The following is a 19,484-nucleotide window of genomic DNA, read 5'->3' on the forward strand; positions in this document are numbered from 1 at the left end:
GACGGGATTCGCCCGATAGCGGCCCTAACTCCCGAGGCTGTACTGACCCGAAGCCTCTTATGAACGCACCTGCTAAATCTGCGCAATGACGGATACTGTTGATGACGTCGATCTGCCCTACGACGACGACGCGTCACAGCAGGACAAGATCGCCGCCCTGGAGGAGCGTCTCGAGATCATCGAGGCGCAAAACGAGGAGATGCGCGACAAGCTGCTGGATGCCAACGCCGAGAACAACAAGTACCAGCAGAAGCTCGAGCGACTCACCCACGAGAACAAGAAGCTCAAGCAGTCCCCGCTGTTCGTCGCCACCGTCCAGGAAGTGACCGACGAGGGGGTCATCATCAAGCAACACGGCAACAACCAAGAGGCGCTCACCGAGGTCACCGACGAGATGCGCGCGGACCTCTCGCCGGACGACCGCGTCGCAGTCAACAACTCGCTGTCCATCGTCAAGATTCTCGACGACGAGACGGACGTCCGGGCGCGGGTCATGCAGGTGGAGACGAAGCCCGACGTGACGTACGCCGACATCGGTGGCATCGACGAGCAGATGGAGCAGGTCCGCGAGACCGTCGAACTCCCGCTCGAGAACCCCGAGATGTTCGAGAAGGTCGGTATCGACCCGCCGAGCGGCGTCCTGCTCTACGGCCCACCGGGCACGGGCAAGACGATGCTCGCGAAGGCCGTGGCGAACCAGACCGACGCGACGTTCATCAAGATGGCCGGCTCCGAACTCGTCCACAAGTTCATCGGCGAGGGCGCGAAGCTCGTCCGCGACCTGTTCGAGCTCGCGCGCCAGCACCAGCCGGCGGTCATCTTCATCGACGAGATCGACGCCATCGCCTCGAAGCGCACCGACTCGAAGACGTCCGGCGACGCCGAGGTCCAGCGGACGATGATGCAGTTGCTCGCCGAGATGGACGGCTTCGAGGAGCGCGGTGACATCTCCATCATCGCCGCCACCAACCGCTTCGACATGCTCGACCGCGCGATTCTGCGCCCGGGCCGATTCGACCGCCTCATCGAGGTGCCCAAGCCGGACGCCGAGGGCCGTGAGATCATCTTCAAGATCCACACCCGCAACATGAACGTCGACGACGACGTCGACTACGCGGCGCTCGCCGAACTGGCGGACAACGCGTCCGGGGCAGACATCAAGGCCATCTGCACAGAGGCCGGGATGTTCGCCATCCGCGAGGACCGCACCGAGGTCCGCATGGCGGACTTCGAGGGCGCGTGGGAGAAGATCCAGCAGGAGGAAGAGGAGAACGAGGAAGTCTCGAAGACCTTCGCCTGAACCTCTTTTTGTCTCGGGTTTCCTCGGTCGCTCGCTACGCTCGCGACCTGCGGGAACCGCTCGACAAAAACCCGTTCATGCCAAAAAGCCGGAGTCTCAGCCTTCGGCTTCGACTCCGGTGAAACGCCTCGCTCCCTGCGGTCGCTCGGCGTACAGCGAGAAGAACGGACCGCAGCTATAGGAACAGGAATACGGCGAACGGGATGGCGAACAGCAGAATCGTCATCAGCACGAGGATGAGGGTGCCGCTGGCGGCCGTCCCGACGAGCGCACGGAACGACTCGTGGTCGTACTCGGAGAGGTTCATACCTGCGTCTACGAGCGCCAGCCCTTAGCGGTTCCGACTGCCGCAGTCGTCGCGGGTCGTCACGAGAGGATGTCCTTGATGCGCCGCGGCTCACCCGAGAGCGTCGGGTCGTCCTCGATGAGCTGCAGCACCTCGTGGTCGGTCACGTCGGGGTAGTTCTTCTGCGTAGCCTCCTCGATGAGCCCCTTCTCCATGCGGAACTCGGTGCCCTCGTACACCACGTCGACACCCTGCTCGTCGAAGGAAAGAACGGTCATACCGGACGTACTCTCCCGGACGGCAAAAGTCGCACGACACACGAAACGGGGAACGAAACCGGTCGACTTCGAGGCGTCTGACGCGCGGCTGACGGCGTGTGGGGATTTAAGGTTCGGCGCGGGTACGTACGCGTATATGTCGCTCCGTTCCGACCCGCTGGACCGTCTCGCTATCCCGGACGGGACGACGGTGGAGGAACACGACCTCGTCGCGGATGGGGACGTGGTCATCGGCGGCCAGAGCACCATCGAGTTCGGCGTGCGTGGCCGCAACGTCATCGCCGGGGAACGCGTGCGGTTCGGCGGCGACATCGAGGCCGAGGCCGACTGCCGGCTCGACATGTGGTGTGACGTCGCCGGCAACGTCCTCGTCGGGCAGGACGCCTACCTCGGGGAGCGCGTCCACGTCGGCGGCCAGCTCATCGTCTCGGGCGACCTCGACATCGGCGACGACGTCGACATCGAGGACGGCTTCGAGGCGAACGGCTGGATCGTCATCCGGAACCCGATGCCGACCATCGTCTTCCTCTTCGTCTACCTCTCGCAGCTGTTGCGGATGGGCGAACAGGAGGCCGCCGAGAGTCTCTGGGACGACGTCACGCGTGAGGACCGCGACCACGACCCCGTCCTGATTCCGCGGTCAGCCCGCGTCTCCGACGACGCCTGGCGGGTCTCGACTCCCGCGACCGTCGGCGACGACTGCCGGCTCCACGGCAACATCCGCGCGAAGCGGCTGACCGTCGGCCGAGACAACGAGATATTCGGCTCGCTGCGTGCGAAGGGCGACCTCGCCGTCGAGCGTGGCACCGTCATCCACGGCGACGTAACCACCCGTGGCGGGACCGTCCGCATCGACGCGGGCGTCCACGTCCGCGGCGACGTCTCCTGTGAGGACCTCGAACTCGACGACGACGCCGAGGTCGACGGGGCCATCCGTGCCCGCGGTGAGGTCTCCATCGTCCGCTCCGATGGCGAGGAAGCCGCCAACGGCGCGGACGGGGATGCGGACTCGGTCGAGGAGTCGGCGGAAGCTGCATCGGACGCCGAACCGGAGTCCGACGACGACTCCGAACCGATTCCGGCTATCGTCCGTGTCGACGCAGAGGACGACGAGGAGCGCGAGGAGCCGATTCCTGCGATCGTGCGCGTCGACGACCAGGATGGCGAAGGCAACGAAACCGACGAGTCTTCGGACGACGCCGACGCCGCGGAGATTCCCGAGATTCCCGACGCGGAGGAGACGGCCGCGAACGACGCGCCAGCCTCCGAAGACGGGCTCGCGGGCGCCATCGCCGAGGCCGAAGAGCGATAGAGTCGGGAGAGCGGTAGCCCCTTGTAGGCGCACGGCACACAGGGAAGTATGCTCTCTATCGCGCTCGCCGGGAAGCCGAACGCGGGCAAATCTACGTTCTACAAGGCGGCCACGATGGCCGACGTCGACGTCGGCAACTACCCGTTCACCACCATCGACCCCAACCGCGGGGTGAGCCACGTCCGCACCGACTGCCCCTGTCTCGAGAGAGAGGAGCGATGTGGCGACGAGCACTGCAACGACGGCAAACGGTACGTCCCCGTCGAACTGCTGGACGTGGCGGGGCTCGTGCCGGGTGCCCACGAAGGGCGCGGGCTCGGCAACCAGTTCCTCGACGCGCTGACGAACGCCGACGTCATCCTCAACGTCGTCGACGCCTCCGGAGGGACGAACGAGGAGGGCGAGCCGGTCGAAATCGGGAGCTACGACCCGACGCGCGACGTGGAGTTCATCGAGGAGGAGATGGACCTCTGGATCGCCGGCATCGTCGAGCGGAACTGGGAGACCGTGGTCAGACAGTCGCGCTCGCCCGACTTCGACATCGACGACGCGCTCACCGAGATGCTGACCGGTGTGGGCGCGACCGAGTACGACGTGGCGAAGGTGCTCCGCTCGCTGGAGTACCCGACCGACCCTCAGCAGTGGGACCGCGAAGCGAAAGAGGCGCTCGCCCGCGAGATTCGCGCCGAGACGAAGCCCATCGTCGTCGTGGCGAACAAGGCCGACATCGCGCCCGAGGGCAACGTCGACGCGCTCCGCGACGCCGCCGACGGGCCGGTCGTCCCCTGTACCGCGGAGGGCGAACTCGCGCTCCGGCAGGCCGCGAAGCGCGGCGTCGTCGAGTACGACCCCGGCGACGCGGACTTCACCATCACGGGCGACCTGAACGACGCACAGGAGAAGGGGCTCGAACGCATCCGCGGCGTGATGGCGGAGTTCGGCGGGACGGGCGTCCAGCAGGCGACGAACGAGGCCGTCTACGACTTGCTCGACCACATCACCGCCTTCCCCGTCCAGAACGAGGCGAAGTGGACCGACGGGCAGGAGAACATGCTCCCCGACGCGTTCCTCTTGCCCAGGGGCTCCACACCGAAGGATCTCGCCTACGCGGTCCACTCGGACATCGGTGACGGCTACCTCCACGCGGTCGACGCACGGGCAAATCGCCGTGTGGGAGAAGACCACGAGCTCGACGAGGGTGACGTCATCAAAATCGTCTCGACCGCGAAGTAATCAGGCGTCGGCGAGGCGAGTGAAGTTAGACAGGACGCGCTGTCCAGTTACGTCCGCGAAGTCGTACTCGTTCTCCTGCCAGCCGAAGTCGGCGCGAATCGGTTCGCACAGCACCTCGGTGAACTCCGGGTGGAACTGCACGGTCCAGACGGGGGCGTCGCGGTGTCTGGTGGCGAACGCTCGGTTGTGTGGCGCACTGGCGATGAGTTCCATGCCGTCGCCGGTCGAGACGACGTGGTCGCCGTGGACCGCCGGCAGAACGGACGAGACGCCCTCGAACAGCGGGTCGTCGGCTAGCTCGACCTCGACGAGTTCGTTCGTGAACCCCCGGTGTTCGACGCGCCCGCCGAGCGCCTCGTTCACGAGCTGGTGACCGAAGCACACGCCGAGCGTCGGCATCCCCATCGAAACCAAATCGCGGACGAACGCTGCCTCGTCGTCTATCCACGCGTGGTCGGCCGCCTCGTAGACGCCCGCGGTCGACCCCGCGACGATGACGGCATCCACGTCGTCGATGTCGGGTCGCGTGCCCGCGGCGACGTAGTCGTACACCCGATGGTCGGGGAGGTACTCGGTGAGTTCGTCCACGAAATAGCGAACTTCGGGGTCCACCTCGTTCTCGAGAACGAGTATCATCGGCCGAGGTAGGGAGTCCGGGCTAATGAGTACTCGGCCTTCCCCAACCCTATCGCGGCTGACTCAGGTGAGGGCGTCCAGATACGCTTCCTGGTCGCGGCCGAGGGCGTCGACAGCTTCCCGGATGGAGAGCCAGTAGCAGACGAAGCGCCGGCCGGCGTCTTCACCAGTCCCCCCGCCGACGTGGACCCAGCGGTCGCGGGGTTCGTCGACCCGGGCGTGGAAGAAGTGGCGCTCGTGGACCTCCTCGCGGTGCGGGTGGGGCCGTTCGACGCTCCCGAGCGGGGCGAGCGCCTCGGGGACGACTCCTGCCTCCTCCTGAAGCTCTCTGACGGCGGCGACGCTGAGTGACTCCGCGGGCTCGACCGTTCCGCCCGGCACCTGCACGCCCACCGGGTCGTCGGGCTGTTCGAACACCAGCAGCTCGTCGTCGTGGCGAGTGGCGTAGACGAGCACCTTCGCGACGCGCTCCATTGCCGAGCGCACGGCGGCCGCCGACCTAACCGTTCGGGCCGCTTCGTCGCTCGAGTTCGTCGGACTCGCGTCGCAGTAGCTCGTGGACGCCGACGACGAACGCCGGGACGACGAGCATGAACAGGTGCTCTTCGAGAGGGATGCCGAGCAGCTCGACGCCCGTGCGCATCGGAATCGAGAACACGCCGACTTCGAGCGTGTACCAGTCCCAGACGTACGCCACCGGGTAGACGACGGCCACGGTCCGCGCCGCGGCCCACCACGCACCCGTCCGCCACAGCAGCAGCGCGGCGGCCGAGCCGAACAGCGCCTCCGTGGCGAGATAGGTGTACCCACCGAGGACCGTAATGTCCGGGAGCGCGACGCCCGCGAGCGGCTGGAACCAAACGGCGGTCACGAGGAGCGCGAGAAAGAGGTACGCACCCCGGACGAGCAGCATCGTCGCGAGCGTCGGCGGCACGCGGTAGGCGAGTCCAGCGACGACGGCGAACGCGAGGGCAGCGGCGGGCGCGCTCGGCGGGAACACGCCCTCGATGGCGAGTGCGACGACGGCGAACATCCCGACGCCCATGAGGACGTAGGCGAACGACCGCGCGCGTTCGGGGCCGAGAACGACCGCGACCGTGCGCTTGTCGATGGAGCGGTCGTACTCGTGGTCTTTCGAGTCGTCGATCACCTTCACGCCGGAGAGCGCGACGAGGAAGATGCCGCCGAACGCGAGGACCATCGGCGTCAGCGTCTCGGCCTGCACGTAGAACCCCCCGACGAGCGCGAGCGCGATACCGGCCGGGTAGCCAGCGGTGGCCGTGACGGGGTTCGTGTCGAGCTGTGGGGCGTGGAGGTAGCCGATGAGCCAGCCGGGGAGCGTGAGGAGCCCGGCGACCGGCCCGACGACGTAGGTGATGGCCGCGAGCACGAGGAAGAACCCGAGGCTCGACCCGAGGAGAGCGAGCCGGCAGCCGCGCGCGCTCAGCGGGTGGTCGTCGTCCTCGCCCCGCAGGTGGAAGTCGACGTAGCCGTCCTTCAGGTGTGCCGTGTAGAGTCCGAAGAACACCGCGAGGAGGTGAAGACCGGCGAGCCACGGGGTGAACTCGGTGGCGAGGACCGCGCCGAACGCGCTCGCCGCGAGTGGCGGGAGCATGAACACCGGATGGACCTGCGAGCCGAGCGCCCGGAGGTCGGCGGCCGTCCCGGCCCCGTGGCGTGCGATTGCCATGTGCTATCTATCGGCAGACAGAGACAAAAGGGTATCCCGCGTGTCGACTCACCGCCAGTTCCCCCGGTCGAGGACGGTGACGGAGAGCCGGGAGCCGAGTTTGCGGGCACGGTCGAGCGTCGCCTCGTGGAGGTCGCCGGAGACGGGCCCGAGTTCCCCACCGAGGCCCACGACCTGTGAGTGCGGGTGGGCCTCGACGGTGGTGTCGCCCGTCCGGTACATCTGTACCCGTTCGCGGAGGTTCTGCAGGGCACGTGGCGTCAGTTCGCGGTCGATGTGCTGGAGGTCGTAGCGAACGATGAACCCACGGCGAGCGTCGCGGACGGCCACGACCGGAAGTTGACGGCGGGCACACCGCTCCCAGATGGCCCGACCCTCCTCGAGCGTCTCGTAAACCGGGACGTTCGAGGGTGCGAGGTAGTCCATGTGGTCGTCTCTACGGGGTAAAGACGTTTGATTTTCTCGGCTAGCAGGGGCAGGAACCGAGAACAGCACGAGACACTCGGGAACCGATACCGCCTCGAAAGCCCCTGGTCGGGGTTCAGCGAACCGCGGCAGTCGCCTCGTCCATGATGTCGAGCGCCTCCTTCAACGTCTCGACGTTCACCGCGTAGGAGATGCGGGCGTGGCCCGCCCCGTGCTCGCCGAAGGCGTCGCCGGGGACGACCACGACGCCGCGGTCGATGACCTCGTCGACCCACCCGTCGGGCACCCTCGGCATCGCGTAGAAGGCCCCCTTCGGCGTCGGCGTCTCCAGGCCCATGTCGTTCAACCCGTCCAGCAGCACGTCGCGGCGCTCGGAGAACGCCTGCACCATCTCGTCGACCACGTCCTGAGGTCCCGACAGGGCGGCCTCGGCGGCGAACTGCGCGGGTGCAGAGGCACAGGCCTGCACGTACTGGTGGACGCGCAGCATCCGTTCGATCCGTTCGTGACTCCCCGTGACCCAGCCGAGCCGCCAGCCGGTCATCGAGTACGTCTTCGAGCAGGCGTCGACGACTACGACGTTCTCGCCGAATTCGGCCGGGGACCGGTGTTCGCCGTCGAACACGATCTGTCCGTACACCTCGTCGGAGATGCAGAGCACGTCGTGCTCGTCGGCGATGCGGGCGAACTCGCGCATGTCGTCAGGCGACTGGACCGCACCCGTCGGATTGGCAGGAGAGTTGACGACGAACGCCGCGGTGTCGTCGGTGATGGCCGCCTCGACGTCCGCGGGATCCATCGTCAGGTCGTCGCGGAGCGCGACCGGTTTGGGGGTACCGCCTGCCAGATGCGTCAGCGCCTCGTAGGAGACGAAGCCGGGGTCCGGATAGACGACCTCCTCGCCCTGCGAGACGTGGGCTTCGAGCGCGATGTGGAGCGCCTCGCTTCCGCCCGCCGTGGCGATGACGTTCTCGGGGTCGACGTCGAGATCGTTGTCGCGAGCGTGCTTCGCGGCGATGGCCTCGCGGAGTTCGAGGGTGCCCTTGTTCGAGGTGTAGGCGTCGGTCGCGCCCGACTCGATGGCCTCGATGGCTGCCCGTCGCGCGTTGTCGGGCGTCGGGAAGTCCGGCTGGCCCAGCCCGAGGTTGATGGCGTCTGCGCCAGCGGCCTCGAACACCTCGCGGATACCCGAGATGGAGACCTGTTCGACGCGGTCGGAGAATCGTGGCATACCCGTGGCTGTGCCCGGGAGCCGATGAAGGTTACCGTTCCGGTGGTGATGACTCGCTCACCGCTCCAGCAGGGCGACCACGCCACCCCCGCCGCCGACGCTCATGCCCACAACCGCGCGCGAGAGGTCGTCGCGGCGCATCGCGTACGCGAGCGACGCGGGGAGCATCCCACCGCTCGCGCCGATTGGGTGGCCGAACGCCACCGCACCACCGTCGGGATTCAGTTTCTCGTGGGGGATTTCGACGCGGTCCATCACGTACACCATCTGGGCGGCGAACGCCTCGTTCAGCTCGAAGCGGTCCACGTCGTCGACAGAGAGATCGTTCTGGTCGAGGAGCTTCTCGGTCGCGGCGGCGACGGCCTTGTTGAAGTCCTTCGGGTCGCGGTACGCCGTCGCCACGTCGGCGACCTGACAGAGCGCCTCGCGGTCGCCGAGTCCGTCGTCCGAGACGAGTGTGACGAACCCCGCGCCGTCCGAGAGCTTCGAGGCGTTGCCGGCGTGGATGGTACCGTCCTGCTTGAACGCGGGTGGGAGTTCTCCGAGGCGCGTGACCGTCGTGTTGGGGCGAGGGCCCTCGTCACGGTCGACCACCCCCTCCGACGTCTCGACGGGGACGATTTCGGCGTCGTACCGACCCGCGTCGATGGCCTCGGCGGCTCGCCGATTACTCTCGACGGCGTACTGGTCCTGCCGCTCGCGGGAGAGTCCCGCCTCCTCGACGAGCCCCTCGGTGAGTTCGCCCATGTGCGCGTCGTAGCTCACGTCCCACAGCGCGTCGTAGATCATCGTGTCGCGGAGCGTCTGGTCGCCGTACCGTACCCCCGTCCGGTAGTCCGGAACCGCGAAGGGCGCGTTCGTCATCGACTCCTGTCCGCCGGCGACGACCACGTCACCCCGACCCGCGTTGAGGTAGTCGAACGCCCGGTGGATGGCGCTCACGCCCGACCCCGACGCCTCGTTGATGGTGGTGACGGGCGTCTCGACCGGGTAGCCGGCTTCGACCACCGACTGCCGCCCGGGAACCTGCCCGACGGCTGCCTGGATGGCCTGCCCGACGAAGACGTGGTCCACGGAGAGGTCGGCGCGCTCGTGGAGTGCACGGAGGGCGATGGCCCCCAGTTCGACGACCGATTTCTCGGCGAACCCGCCGAGCAGTGTGCCGTGGGGCGTTCGGGCCGTTTCGACGATGTGGACTGCCATGCAACCTGTTCGCGTGCCAACGGCTTGGGGGTTGCCCCCCGGGCGCAGGTGCCGCACGCCCCCGACCAGCTAGAGCCGGATGTACGCGTAGCCCGTCGACTGGAGCCGAGTGAGCTCACCCATCCCGGAGGATACCACCTCGACGTCGCCGAGCAGTTGCTCGGGGGCGATGTCGACGCGTTGCAGGGAGTTCGAACAGGCTTTGAACGCGACGCCGTTCTCCGCGAGCGATCGAATCTGCGGCGCGTTCGTCGCGCCGCGGAGGAACATCCGGACGGCACTCGAGTTCGCGACGAACGCCACGTCGTCGAGCGCGACCGTGTCGTCGGAAAGCAGGTTCCCGACGCTCGACAGCGCGCGTGCCTGGTCGTCCGGGTCGCCGCTCGTGACGTGGAAGACGGTGTTCACACTGATGCCACGCGCTCCGCGCGTATCAATCCAGTTCCCGCTCCAGCTCGTCGAGGTGGCCGCGAATGCGGTCGAGCACGACGTCGGGGTTCGCGTACCCCTTCTCGTATTCGGCGTACGCGGCGTTGGCGTCCGAGACGAACTGCCTGACGACGGCTTCGAGCTCCTCGTCGCTCATGGGCGTAGAGAGTCGGGGACGCCACTTCAACGCCAGCATCTGGCGGGAACCGCGCGTCAGTACTTGGGGTCGGCACCGGTCAGGTCGTAGAAGTCGTCCATCACCGCGTCGCGTCGCGTCCGCCAGTCGTCGAACCCCGCTGGCGTCGTCGGGTACTCGTCGTACGCTGCCTTCAGACGGCCCGCCAGCTTGTTGACGCGGGCGAGTTCGACGAGCGTCCGCCAGTTTCGGAGCCGCGGGTCGAACGTCTCGAGGACGGTCTTCAGCTTGAGTCCGAGCCCCATCTCGGCCGTGCCGTCGCGGCCGACCGCGTCCACGAGCTGCTGCCCAGGGAGCGCCGTGATGACGCTGACGAGGTCGTCCACGTCGTAGGTCCCGCCCCAGATGTTGTAGAGGTCCATCGCGGCGAACCGCTTGCCGAAGTCCGTCTGGACGCGGTGGTTGTAGTCCCACAGCGTGGCCTCCTCGTCGGCCGCCCCCTCGGCGATGGCCTCGGCGGCCGCCTTCGCGGCCCAGTGGCCCGCCTTCGCTGCGCCGGGAATTCCGCCGCCCGTACAGGGGTTGACGTGGGCGGCTGCGTCGCCCACGGCGACGTAGCCGGGCGCGACCGCCGAGTCGTACGGACGGCGCGTCGGGAGCGCTGCGCCGAGCTTGTCCTTCACGCGCGCCCCCTCGAACTCCGGCCGGGTCGCCACGTCCGTCTTGAGGGCGTCGACCAGCTTCATCGGCGGCTTGTTCATCTGGAAGCCGAGGCCGACGTTGATGTCACGCGGGGTGCGGGGGAAGTACCAGAGGTAACCGAGTTCCTCGGTCGGTTTAAACACGATGGCGTCGGCGTAATCGACGGGCTCACGCGTCTCCAGCACCTCGCGGTACGCCGAGCAGAACTGCGAGTAGTCGACGTTCGTGTCGAACGTCGACGCCGAGAAGTCGGTCTTGTCCTGTAACAGCGACAGTGAGCCGGCGGCGTCGACGACGACCTCGGCCTCGTACTTCTTCGGCGTCCCCGTCCGGACGGCGGTGACACCGTGGACGACGCCGTCGCTCTGCCGGACATCCCGGACGACGGTGTCGTAGTGGACGTCGGCGCCCGCACGCTCGGCCTCCTCGAGGATGACCTCGCCGTAGCGCTTCCGGTCGATGACCGCGCCGGTCTGGGAGAACGGGATGTCGAGCTGGTCGTCGGTATCGGGATTGAGAAACACCGCCCGCTGGATGTTCTCGTTGGTGAACGACTCCTCGCGAAGGTAATCGAGGTCGATGACCTCGGGGAACGTCGACTTCCCCTTGATGGCATCCCCACAGGCGATGTGGCCTGCCTCCTCCGGGGATTTCCGCTCGAGGATGACCGCGTCGAGCCCGTCGCGGGCGGCCGTCGCGGCGGCGAACGCACCCGCCGTGCCGCCGCCAACGACGACCACGTCGTAGGATTCCGCTGGCATGTCCCACGGCTACCCGACCATCCGTAAAAAAACAGTCGGGAGTCTCGGGCGAGCGACACGACAGTGCAGGCGAATCTTTTTGTTGCATGTTGACGAACACCACATGGAAAGATGGGGAGAATCAGGTTGCACGATGGGACGGTCACGCGGACGATACCGGCCGATGGCGTCAACGGCGTCATCGAGATAGACCTCGGAGACGAGCCGATGGTGACGGTGCCACCGGGCGTCGAGGTCCGTCGTTCGGAAGCGATTCGGCGGTAGGCTCGGGCGTCGGCCCTCCACGCAGACAGCACGGTGAGCCGATGCTACGAGAGGGACGAGAGGTATGGGAAGTCCGAGAGTATCCGCGAGCGAACACAGTGAGTGAGCGGTTCTCCACGCCCGAACGGAGTGAGGGCGTGGCTTTTTTGGTGCAGATTTTTTGCGCGAGCGGTGCGCGAAGCGCACCCGAGCGGAAAAAAGGTGCGTTAGTAGAACTCGCGAACCAGGTCCATCGCGCCCTCGGGCGCGCCGTCCGGAATCTCGGACATGTTGCCCTCGTGGACGCCTTCGAGCACCTCGTACGGCGTCGAGTCTTCGTCCTGGTAGATGACCCCCTGATACTCCTTGCCGCGGTCGAGGATCTTCTCCTTCGCGGCGTCGTAGTCGGTGGGGTCGTGGTCCTCGTCCGCGAGGTCGACGATGGTGTCGCGGAAGTAGTCGTACGTGTCCACGTCGTTGAACGTGACACACGGCGAGTAGACGTTGACGTAGCCGAAGCCGTCGTGCTCGATGGCCTGCTGGACGATCTCGGCGTGCCGCTGGGCGTCCGAGGAGAACGACTGGGCGATGAACGTCCCGCCCGCGGCGAGCGCGAGCGCCAGCGGGTTGACCGGCTGCTGGTGCGTCCCGTCGGGCGAGGTCGCCGTCTCGAAGTCCTCACGCGAGGTGGGCGAGAACTGCCCCTTCGTCAGCCCGTAGATGCGGTTGTCCATGACGACGTACGTCATGTCGACGTTCCGGCGGACGGCGTGGATGAAGTGGCCCGCGCCGATGGAGTAGCCGTCACCGTCGCCACCCGCGACCATCACTTCGAGGTTCGGGTTCGCCATCTTCACGCCGGTGCCGACCGGGAGCGCGCGCCCGTGGACGCCGTGGAGCGCGTACGAGTGCATGTACGTCCCGATCTTGCCCGAGCAGCCGATGCCCGCGACGACGAACGTGTTGTCGGGGTCGTTGCCGGTCTCGGCCAGCGCTTTCATCATGCCGTTCATCGTCCCGAAGTCACCGCAGCCGGGACACCACGTCGGTTGCTTGTCGGATTTGAAATCCGTGAATCGAACGTTCTCGCTCATGCTTCTACCTCCTCCTCGGCCGCCAGCCCAAGGGCGTCCTTGAGTTCGACGGCGAGTTCGTCCGCCTTGAAGCGGACGCCGTTGTACTTGTTCACGCGCTCGACGCGCTGGAGCACGTCGTGCTCGACGAGGTCGGCGAACTGCCCCGTCGCGTTACACTCGACGACGACCGTCTGGTCGGCGGCCTCGATGGCCTCCGAGAGGTCCGGACGCGGGAAGATGTACGGCACCGAGAGGAACCGCACGTCGATGCCCTCCTCCTCGAGGAAGCCGATGGCCTCGTTCATCGCGCCCTCGTTCGAGCCCCACGAGATGACGAGGTTCTCAGAGTCGGGGTCCCCGAACTCGCGGGGACTCCAGTCCTCGTTCTCCTTGGCGGTCTCGACCTTCCGGTTGCGCTTGTCGACCTGCTCGACGCGCATGTCGGTGTCCTCGGTCCGACGACCGAGCTCGTCGTGTTCGAGGCCGGTCGACATGTGCGCACCGCCGGCGGTGCCGGGGAACGCGCGCGGCGAGACGCCGTCGTCGGTGAGCGCGTGCGCCTTGAACTGGCCCTTGTCGTTCTGCCACTCGTCGATGTTCGAGTCGTCGACGACCTTTCCGCGGTCGATCTCGACCGCGTCCATGTCGAACGTCTCCGGGGAGAACGTCTGCTCGGTGACGGCCATCGCGAGGTCCGAGACGAGATACACCGGCGTCTGGTACTTCTCGGCGAGGTTGAACGCCTCGACGGTCTTCCAGAAACACTCCGAGACCGTCGTCGGCGCGAGGACGAACCGCGGGACCTCACCGTGGCCGCCGTACAGCGTCATGTTGAGGTCGCCCTGCTCCTGCTTCGTCGGCATCCCGGTCGAGGGACCCGAGCGCATCACGTCGGCGATGACGAGCGGCGTCTCGGAGGTGGCGATGAGGCCGAACGTCTCGGCCATCAGGTCGATACCCGGTCCCGACGTGGCGGTCATCGACCGCGCACCCGCGCGGGCCGCACCCAGCGCCATGTTGATGGCCGAGAGTTCGTCCTCGGCCTGCACGACCTTCCCGCCGTACTGGTCGATGCGACCCGTGAGATAGGTCATCACGTCCGTCGCGGGCGTGATGGGGTAGCCGGCGTAGAAGCGACAGCCCGCAGCGATGGCACCCATCCCGATGGCCTCGTCGCCGTTGAGGAGCACGTAGTCCGCGTCGGTCGTCTCCATCTCGTACTCGAACTCGATGTCGTACTCGTCGGCGACGTACTCCTGGCCGAGACGGGCGGCCTGCTTGTTGTTGTCGACAATGGCCTCACCCTTCCCGCCGAACCGCTTCTCGAGCGATTCGTCGAGGTTCTCGATGGGGAAGTCGGTCACCTCGCAGGCGGCGCCGAGCGCGACGATGTTGCGCATGATGGCGCCGCCGGCGTCCTCGGCGAGCCGCTTGAGCGGCACGTCGAGGCCGATCATCCCCTCGGGGGCCTCGAAGTCCTTCATCATCGTCCGCTCGCCGTCGTAGATGATGACGGACCCCTCGTGGAGTTCGTCCATGTTCTCGTCGACGGTGCGTTCGGTCAGTGCGATGAGGATGTCGAGTCGGTCGACGACGCTCTCGACCTTGTCGACGGACGTTCGCACCTTGTAGGCTGTGTACCCACCGCGGATTCGGGACGCGAAGTCTTTCGACGTGAAGACGTGGCGACCTGCCCGCGAGAGGGCCTGGGCGAAGATCTTCCCAGTGGAGTCGATCCCGTCGCCGGCCTCACCGCCGACGGCCCAGTTGAGGTCCTCTGGCATACTGTCTCGCGGTTCCACCCGATGCACGTTAAGGCTTCTGAATATTGCCGCGCTCTGGCAGTAATTGCGCCGGCCTTCGTCCACTCCGACGGGAGGTAGCGGCACTATACTCCGCGTTTGTCAACTGCCTAGGGGCGATCGGGGGACCTAGCTGACACGCGTGGGCGCCACGCCGCACCGCCAGACTCTCGGGACCGAAAGGGCCTTTCACCGGACGGCCCCACCACCCGACATGGACCCCACCGATACGCGCGTCGCGGCCGTCCGGGAGGTCGGCCCCGACGCGGTCGCACTCGACCTCGAAACCCCCGACGGTTTCGTGGCGAACCCCGGACAGTTCGTCAAGCTCACGGCCACCGTCGACGGCGACGACGAGTCCCGGTTCTACACCATCTCCTCGCCGGACGTCGAGGGGAGCTTCGAACTCACTATCAGCTACGACCCCGAGGAGGGCGGAGCGTTCTCGGAGTATCTGGTGAACATCGAGCCCGGCGACACCGTGACGATCACCGGCCCGTTCGGCTCGGACTTCTACGAGGGCGAGGAGCGCGTGCTCGTGCTCGCTGGCGGACCGGGCGTCGGTCCTGCGGTGGGCATCGCCGAGGCCGCGCTCGCCGACGGCCACGACGTCGCCGTCGTCTACCTCGACGAGGCGCCGATGCACGAGGAGCGACTCGCGGGAGTCTCCTCGGCGGGCGGCCAGGTGTTCGTCCTCGCCGACGAGGACGCCGTCGCCGGCGCGGTCGCCGAGGTGTACGACGACGCCCAGCAGCTGTTCGTCTACGGCTTCGCCGACTTCATCGACCTTGCCACCGAGGCCGTCGAGGCCGCGGGCGGCTCGACGACGGGGGCGAAGGTCGAGAGCTTCGGCTGAACGCCGAACCTCTTTTCGCCTCGGGTTTCCTCGGTCGCTCCGCTCCCTCCGGGAACCACTCGGCGAAAACCCGTTCATGCCAAAAGGCCGAACGCTCGGCTTCGCCTCGTGTTCGGTGAAACGCCTCGCTCCCTCCGGTCGCTCGGCGTACGCACTCTGTTACGCGTCCTTCGGGTCGTAACAGACGAACTCCACGCGGTTGCCGTCGGGGTCGTCGAAGTAGAGCGACCGCCACTGGACCCAGTCGTGGTAGGCGAAATCCAGGTCGAGTCCCGCGGCTTCGAGTCGCGCAGCCTCGCTGTCGAAATCCTCAGGAGCGACCGTGAACGCGAGGTGGTCGAACGACGTGTGTCGCTGGTCAACGGCTGTGTATCCCTCGCTCCCAGTGCGGTCGAACAGCACGAACACCGCGGCGTGCCCGCCGTAGCTCTCGCCGAGTGAGAAGAAGGCGTTCGTCTCGCCCACCTCGATCGGGTGCAGGCCGACCACGTCGCGGTAGAAGGTGACCATCTCGTCGAGGTTCTCGGTCCGGAGCGCGAGTTCGCCGAGTGCCTTCACCGGGGTGGACGGATGGTCGGCCGGTGCGGGGCCGGGAGGATGCGTCATACAGGTCAGTCACCGGACAGCTGGATGACCGTTCCGGTCGAATCGAACCGTTTTTGCCCGCGTACGCGTTGGACGACGGTCCCAATGGTCACCCACAACGCTGCCGACGTCGAGCGTCGACTGACACGCCTGTGTACGGAGTACGACCCCACGGTCGACACCGAGCGTCGAACGCTCGACGCCGACGAGTTCGCCGACTTCGCAGACCTCGCCCGCGACGGCTACACCGGCGGGGGCTACGCCTGGGTCGTCCGCGAGGAGCCGCCAGCGCTCTCCCACTCGATGCCCGACCCCGAGGAACTCGACGAGCAGTACCCCCGCGTCCTGCTGGGGCTGGGTCGGGGAAACGAGGGCTGGGGACCAGCGGGGGGTGGGCGCGAGAACGGTGAGACGTACGAGGACGCGGCCGTCCGGGAAGTCACGGAGGAGACTGGTGTCGAGTGCGAGGTCCTCGACTGTCGGCACGTCGACAACGTCGTGTTCACCTGCGCCGAGACTGGCGACGAGATCCACACGCTGTGGGTCACGTTCCTGGCGAGGGCTGTCGGCGGCAGCATCGACGTGATGGAGTCGGAGCTAAACGGCGCGGCGTGGTTCCACGAACTCCCCGACCTGCATCCGAACCTCGCGGACGACCCGTTCGGGTGGGACGAGTGGCCACCCAGCTAGTGCTCGACGAACTCGATGAGCACGCCTCCGGTCGATTTGGGGTGGAGGAACGCCACATCGTGCCCCCACGCGCCAGTGCGTGGCTCCTCGTCGATGAGGTCGACCCCGCGCTCGCGGGCCGTCTCCAGGGCGGCCTCGATGTCGTCGGTGGCGAAGGCGAGGTGGTGGATGCCCGGGCCGTTCCGGTCGAGGTACTTCGCGATAGTTCCCTCACCGAACTCGGGTTCCAGGAGTTCGAGATAGCCGTTCCCGAGGTCGAGGAACGTGACCCGCATCCCGTCGAAGATCTCCTCGTGAGCGACCGTCGCGCCGAGGAGGTCCTCGAAGAGGAAGACGAGCGAGTCGGACTCGGTCGTGGCGATGCCGGCGTGGTCGAAGTGCATAGCCGGGCTTCGACCGGCGGCCTATAAATACCAGCGTCCGGCCGTCGCACCAGCCCCGTCGTCGACGCTCTCGACGGTCCGCCGGAGCGTAGCGATGGCGTTCTTGGTCGGAGCGACTGCGTCGGAATCGTCGGCGAGGGCCGCCTTCGCCCGGTCGACCGCGTCGGCGAGCGACCGCATCGCGACGTGGAGGTGGTCGTCCGTCTGGCGCTGGCCGAGCACAGCCACACACCGCGCGCCCTGCACGAGCGCCTCCGCGCACCGACCGTACGCACCGCGCCCGAGTGCCTCCTCGGCGATGCTGGCGTAGTCGAGTACGTCGGCGGCCGACGGATCGTACAGGGGGTACACCGCCTGCGCGTCCAGGTGCTGTTCCATGGGTGAGCGTTTGGCCACGGGGTATAACCGTTTACTGACAAACCGGTCGAAGCGTCCGCTCGTGTCTGCCAGGTGGCAGACGCCAGTCCGACCCTCCCGCACGTTCCACGGATGCCGGGGTGGAAACAACCGGGTGTCGAGCTCCTGCGCGCTCAGAGGCCGGCGCCGTGCTCGCCGAACACCGACCGAAGGGTGTTCGAAATCTCGCCCGTCGTCGCGTACGCTTTGACGGCGTCCACGATGTACGGCATCACGTTCTCCTCACCCTCGGCGGCGTCCTCGAGCGCGGCGAGTGCGGCGTCGACAGCCTCGTCGTCACGCGCCGCTTTCACGTCCGAGAGTCGCTCGCGCTGCCGTCGTTGGTCCTCCTCCGAGACCTCCTCGATGTCCTCGGCGGGCTCCTCGTCGACGGTGTACTCGTTGACGCCGACGATGACCCGCTCACCCGTCTCGATTTCACGCTGCCGCTCGAACGCCACGTCCTGAATCTGCCCCTGCACCCACTGGTTCTCCACCGACTTTCGCATCCCGCCACGCTCGTCGATCTCGTCGAGGATGTCGTGGGCCTCCGCTTCGAGGTCGTCCGTGAGCGCCTCGACGTAGTAGCTGCCCGCGAGTGGGTCGATGGTGTCCGCCGCACCAGACTCGTGTGCGAGAATCTGCTGCGTGCGGAGCGCCGTCCGAACGGACTTCTCGGTGGGGAGCGACAGCGCCTCGTCCTTCCCGTTCGTGTGGAGACTCTGGGTCCCGCCCAGCACCGCAGCGAGCGCCTGATACGCCACGCGAACGACGTTGTTCTCGATCTGCTGGGCCGTGAGCGTCGAGCCAGCGGTCTGTGTGTGGAACTTCAGCTGTTTGGAGCCGGGCTTCTCGGCGCCGTACCGCTCCTCCATCAGGCGGTACCAGAGGCGGCGGGCGGCGCGGAACTTCGCGACCTCCTCGAGGATGTTGTTGTAGGAGGCGAAGAAGAAACTCAACTGCGGGGCGAACTCGTCGACGTCGAGCCCCGCGTCGATGGCCGCGTCCACGTACTCGAGGCCGTCGGCGAGGGTGAACGCGATCTCCTGGGCCGCCGTCGAGCCGGCTTCGCGGATGTGGTACCCGGAGATGGAGATGGTGTTGAAGTTCGGTACCTCGTCGGCGGCGTACTCGAAGATGTCCGTGATGAGCCGCATCGACTGCCGCGGCGGGAAGATGTACGTGTTCCGTGCGATGTACTCCTTCAGGATGTCGTTCTGGATGGTCCCCCGGAGCTGTTCGCGCTCGACGCCCTGCTTGTCGCCGACGGCGATGTACATGGCGAGGAGGATGGAGGCGGGCGCGTTGATGGTCATCGACGTGGAGACCTCGTCGAGCGGGATGCCCTCGAAGACGGTCTCCATGTCGTCGAGCGAGTCGATGGCGACGCCCGACTTCCCGACCTCGCCCTGTGCCATCGCCGCGTCCGAGTCGTACCCCATCTGCGTCGGCAGGTCGAACGCCATCGAGAGCCCCGTCTGCCCCTGGTCCATGAGGTAGTGGAACCGCTCGTTCGTCTCCTCGGCGGTCCCCATCCCGGCGTACTGCCGCATCGTCCAGAGCCGGCCCCGATACATCGTGGAGTAGACGCCGCGCGTGTAGGGCGCCTCACCGGGGAACCCGATGTCCTCGTCGTAGTCGAGGTCGGCCACGTCCTCGGGGGTGTAGAGCGGCTTCACGTCCTGGCCGCCAGTGTCGGTCGTGAACTCGTCTTTGCGCTCGCCGAACCGGTCGACGGTGGGGCCGTACGTCTCCTCCGCCCAGGACTCCCGGCCCTCGCGTATCTCGGCGAGATCGTCGTCGTCGTACATACCCGGTTCTTCCCGGCGG

At 67.0% G+C, this 19,484-nt stretch carries 23 protein-coding genes; 6 read left to right on the forward strand and 17 right to left on the reverse strand.

The features are described 5' to 3' along the window. The first annotated feature begins 85 nt into the window (after positions 1-85). Positions 86-1,300: a proteasome-activating nucleotidase Pan1 gene (gene pan1 / locus NL126_RS00005; RefSeq protein ID WP_255196843.1), complete on the forward strand. Its 1,215-nt coding sequence runs from the start codon at positions 86-88 to the stop codon at positions 1,298-1,300. Positions 1,301-1,475: 175 nt separating this feature from the next. Here the strand turns inward: pan1 and NL126_RS00010 are convergent, their stop codons facing one another. Then, complete coding sequence (locus NL126_RS00010; RefSeq protein ID WP_255196844.1) at positions 1,476-1,607, reverse strand: hypothetical protein; 132 nt, start codon at positions 1,605-1,607, stop codon at positions 1,476-1,478. 59 nt (positions 1,608-1,666) lie between these two features. After that, positions 1,667-1,864, reverse strand: coding sequence for a DUF5800 family protein (locus NL126_RS00015; protein WP_255196845.1), 198 nt, complete (start codon positions 1,862-1,864; stop codon positions 1,667-1,669). Between the two features lie 136 nt (positions 1,865-2,000). Between NL126_RS00015 and NL126_RS00020 the strand changes: the two genes are divergently transcribed. Together NL126_RS00020 and NL126_RS00025 are read left to right on the forward strand one after the other, a co-directional pair. Then, positions 2,001-3,176, forward strand: a complete 1,176-nt coding sequence (locus NL126_RS00020; RefSeq protein ID WP_255196846.1) for a polymer-forming cytoskeletal protein — start codon at positions 2,001-2,003, stop codon at positions 3,174-3,176. Positions 3,177-3,224: 48 nt separating this feature from the next. Next, entirely contained in the window at positions 3,225-4,409 is a 1,185-nt protein-coding gene (locus NL126_RS00025; protein WP_255196847.1) for a redox-regulated ATPase YchF, read from the forward strand. On the opposite strand, the gene NL126_RS00030 is transcribed toward NL126_RS00025, so the two are convergent. From NL126_RS00030 to NL126_RS00075, 9 genes are all read right to left on the reverse strand, one after another. Next, entirely contained in the window at positions 4,410-5,045 is a 636-nt protein-coding gene (locus NL126_RS00030) for a type 1 glutamine amidotransferase (protein WP_255196848.1), read from the reverse strand. It lies immediately after the preceding gene. A gap of 63 nt (positions 5,046-5,108) precedes the next feature. Beyond that, positions 5,109-5,519 carry an NUDIX hydrolase gene (locus NL126_RS00035; RefSeq protein ID WP_255196849.1) on the reverse strand — a complete coding sequence of 137 codons (411 nt, stop codon included), beginning with the start codon at positions 5,517-5,519 and terminating at the stop codon, positions 5,109-5,111. Between the two features lie 25 nt (positions 5,520-5,544). After that, positions 5,545-6,735 carry a lycopene cyclase domain-containing protein gene (locus NL126_RS00045; RefSeq protein WP_350355471.1) on the reverse strand — a complete coding sequence of 397 codons (1,191 nt, stop codon included), beginning with the start codon at positions 6,733-6,735 and terminating at the stop codon, positions 5,545-5,547. 48 nt (positions 6,736-6,783) lie between these two features. Continuing rightward, positions 6,784-7,161, reverse strand: coding sequence for a hypothetical protein (locus tag NL126_RS00050; protein WP_255196850.1), 378 nt, complete (start codon positions 7,159-7,161; stop codon positions 6,784-6,786). A 115-nt stretch (positions 7,162-7,276) separates the two neighbouring features. Then, the gene (locus tag NL126_RS00055; protein ID WP_255196851.1) at positions 7,277-8,392 is read right to left on the reverse strand and encodes a pyridoxal phosphate-dependent aminotransferase; all 1,116 of its coding nucleotides are present in this window, start codon (positions 8,390-8,392) and stop codon (positions 7,277-7,279) included. A gap of 57 nt (positions 8,393-8,449) precedes the next feature. Further along, a complete protein-coding gene (locus NL126_RS00060) occupies positions 8,450-9,595 on the reverse strand; it encodes a thiolase family protein (RefSeq protein ID WP_255196852.1) in 1,146 nt (381 codons plus the stop codon). A gap of 69 nt (positions 9,596-9,664) precedes the next feature. Then, a complete protein-coding gene (locus NL126_RS00065; protein WP_255196853.1) occupies positions 9,665-10,003 on the reverse strand; it encodes a DsrE family protein in 339 nt (112 codons plus the stop codon). Positions 10,004-10,028: 25 nt separating this feature from the next. Continuing rightward, complete coding sequence (locus NL126_RS00070) at positions 10,029-10,181, reverse strand: hypothetical protein (protein WP_255196854.1); 153 nt, start codon at positions 10,179-10,181, stop codon at positions 10,029-10,031. 56 nt (positions 10,182-10,237) lie between these two features. Beyond that, positions 10,238-11,623 carry a geranylgeranyl reductase family protein gene (locus tag NL126_RS00075; protein WP_255196855.1) on the reverse strand — a complete coding sequence of 462 codons (1,386 nt, stop codon included), beginning with the start codon at positions 11,621-11,623 and terminating at the stop codon, positions 10,238-10,240. A gap of 111 nt (positions 11,624-11,734) precedes the next feature. Between NL126_RS00075 and NL126_RS00080 the strand changes: the two genes are divergently transcribed. Further along, entirely contained in the window at positions 11,735-11,887 is a 153-nt protein-coding gene (locus tag NL126_RS00080) for a hypothetical protein (RefSeq protein ID WP_255196856.1), read from the forward strand. Positions 11,888-12,093: 206 nt separating this feature from the next. On the opposite strand, the gene NL126_RS00085 is transcribed toward NL126_RS00080, so the two are convergent. Together NL126_RS00085 and NL126_RS00090 are read right to left on the reverse strand one after the other, a co-directional pair. Next, positions 12,094-12,960, reverse strand: a complete 867-nt coding sequence (locus tag NL126_RS00085; RefSeq protein WP_255196857.1) for a 2-oxoacid:ferredoxin oxidoreductase subunit beta — start codon at positions 12,958-12,960, stop codon at positions 12,094-12,096. Continuing rightward, positions 12,957-14,726: a 2-oxoacid:acceptor oxidoreductase subunit alpha gene (locus NL126_RS00090; protein WP_255196858.1), complete on the reverse strand. Its 1,770-nt coding sequence runs from the start codon at positions 14,724-14,726 to the stop codon at positions 12,957-12,959. The genes NL126_RS00085 and NL126_RS00090 overlap by 4 nt, the downstream gene beginning before the upstream one ends. Positions 14,727-14,958: 232 nt before the next feature. Between NL126_RS00090 and NL126_RS00095 the strand changes: the two genes are divergently transcribed. After that, positions 14,959-15,600 (forward strand): FAD-dependent oxidoreductase, encoded by a 642-nt coding sequence (locus NL126_RS00095; protein WP_255196859.1) that lies wholly within the window; start codon positions 14,959-14,961, stop codon positions 15,598-15,600. A 159-nt stretch (positions 15,601-15,759) separates the two neighbouring features. Here the strand turns inward: NL126_RS00095 and NL126_RS00100 are convergent, their stop codons facing one another. Beyond that, complete coding sequence (locus NL126_RS00100; protein WP_255196860.1) at positions 15,760-16,206, reverse strand: VOC family protein; 447 nt, start codon at positions 16,204-16,206, stop codon at positions 15,760-15,762. Positions 16,207-16,290: 84 nt separating this feature from the next. On the opposite strand from NL126_RS00100, the gene NL126_RS00105 reads away from it, so the two are divergent. Further along, positions 16,291-16,875, forward strand: coding sequence for an NUDIX domain-containing protein (locus NL126_RS00105; RefSeq protein WP_255196861.1), 585 nt, complete (start codon positions 16,291-16,293; stop codon positions 16,873-16,875). Here NL126_RS00105 and mce read toward each other — a convergent pair. The 3 genes from mce to NL126_RS00120 all read right to left on the reverse strand — a co-directional run bounded on the left by mce (position 16,872) and on the right by NL126_RS00120 (position 19,465). Next, a complete protein-coding gene (gene mce / locus NL126_RS00110) occupies positions 16,872-17,258 on the reverse strand; it encodes a methylmalonyl-CoA epimerase (RefSeq protein WP_255196862.1) in 387 nt (128 codons plus the stop codon). The two genes, NL126_RS00105 and mce, sit on opposite strands and share 4 nt — an antisense overlap. Positions 17,259-17,279: 21 nt before the next feature. Then, positions 17,280-17,636 carry a hypothetical protein gene (locus NL126_RS00115; RefSeq protein ID WP_255196863.1) on the reverse strand — a complete coding sequence of 119 codons (357 nt, stop codon included), beginning with the start codon at positions 17,634-17,636 and terminating at the stop codon, positions 17,280-17,282. 152 nt (positions 17,637-17,788) lie between these two features. Further along, entirely contained in the window at positions 17,789-19,465 is a 1,677-nt protein-coding gene (locus NL126_RS00120; RefSeq protein ID WP_255196864.1) for an acyl-CoA mutase large subunit family protein, read from the reverse strand. Positions 19,466-19,484 lie beyond the last annotated feature (19 nt).

Source organism: Halorarius litoreus (genome assembly GCF_024362405.1).
In the GTDB taxonomy this organism is placed as follows: Archaea; Halobacteriota; Halobacteria; order Halobacteriales; family Haloarculaceae; genus Halorarius; species Halorarius litoreus.

Coding starts and splice junctions, on each gene's coding strand:
- pan1 (WP_255196843.1), top strand. CDS start 86: ATGACGGATACTGTTGATGACGTCGATCTGCCCTACGACGACGACGCG.
- NL126_RS00010 (WP_255196844.1), bottom strand. CDS start 1,607: ATGAACCTCTCCGAGTACGACCACGAGTCGTTCCGTGCGCTCGTCGGG.
- NL126_RS00015 (WP_255196845.1), bottom strand. CDS start 1,864: ATGACCGTTCTTTCCTTCGACGAGCAGGGTGTCGACGTGGTGTACGAG.
- NL126_RS00020 (WP_255196846.1), top strand. CDS start 2,001: ATGTCGCTCCGTTCCGACCCGCTGGACCGTCTCGCTATCCCGGACGGG.
- NL126_RS00025 (WP_255196847.1), top strand. CDS start 3,225: ATGCTCTCTATCGCGCTCGCCGGGAAGCCGAACGCGGGCAAATCTACG.
- NL126_RS00030 (WP_255196848.1), bottom strand. CDS start 5,045: ATGATACTCGTTCTCGAGAACGAGGTGGACCCCGAAGTTCGCTATTTC.
- NL126_RS00035 (WP_255196849.1), bottom strand. CDS start 5,519: ATGGAGCGCGTCGCGAAGGTGCTCGTCTACGCCACTCGCCACGACGAC.
- NL126_RS00045 (WP_350355471.1), bottom strand. CDS start 6,735: ATGGCAATCGCACGCCACGGGGCCGGGACGGCCGCCGACCTCCGGGCG.
- NL126_RS00050 (WP_255196850.1), bottom strand. CDS start 7,161: ATGGACTACCTCGCACCCTCGAACGTCCCGGTTTACGAGACGCTCGAG.
- NL126_RS00055 (WP_255196851.1), bottom strand. CDS start 8,392: ATGCCACGATTCTCCGACCGCGTCGAACAGGTCTCCATCTCGGGTATC.
- NL126_RS00060 (WP_255196852.1), bottom strand. CDS start 9,595: ATGGCAGTCCACATCGTCGAAACGGCCCGAACGCCCCACGGCACACTG.
- NL126_RS00070 (WP_255196854.1), bottom strand. CDS start 10,181: ATGAGCGACGAGGAGCTCGAAGCCGTCGTCAGGCAGTTCGTCTCGGAC.
- NL126_RS00075 (WP_255196855.1), bottom strand. CDS start 11,623: ATGCCAGCGGAATCCTACGACGTGGTCGTCGTTGGCGGCGGCACGGCG.
- NL126_RS00080 (WP_255196856.1), top strand. CDS start 11,735: ATGGGGAGAATCAGGTTGCACGATGGGACGGTCACGCGGACGATACCG.
- NL126_RS00085 (WP_255196857.1), bottom strand. CDS start 12,960: ATGAGCGAGAACGTTCGATTCACGGATTTCAAATCCGACAAGCAACCG.
- NL126_RS00090 (WP_255196858.1), bottom strand. CDS start 14,726: ATGCCAGAGGACCTCAACTGGGCCGTCGGCGGTGAGGCCGGCGACGGG.
- NL126_RS00095 (WP_255196859.1), top strand. CDS start 14,959: ATGGACCCCACCGATACGCGCGTCGCGGCCGTCCGGGAGGTCGGCCCC.
- NL126_RS00100 (WP_255196860.1), bottom strand. CDS start 16,206: ATGACGCATCCTCCCGGCCCCGCACCGGCCGACCATCCGTCCACCCCG.
- NL126_RS00105 (WP_255196861.1), top strand. CDS start 16,291: ATGGTCACCCACAACGCTGCCGACGTCGAGCGTCGACTGACACGCCTG.
- mce (WP_255196862.1), bottom strand. CDS start 17,258: ATGCACTTCGACCACGCCGGCATCGCCACGACCGAGTCCGACTCGCTC.
- NL126_RS00115 (WP_255196863.1), bottom strand. CDS start 17,636: ATGGAACAGCACCTGGACGCGCAGGCGGTGTACCCCCTGTACGATCCG.
- NL126_RS00120 (WP_255196864.1), bottom strand. CDS start 19,465: ATGTACGACGACGACGATCTCGCCGAGATACGCGAGGGCCGGGAGTCC.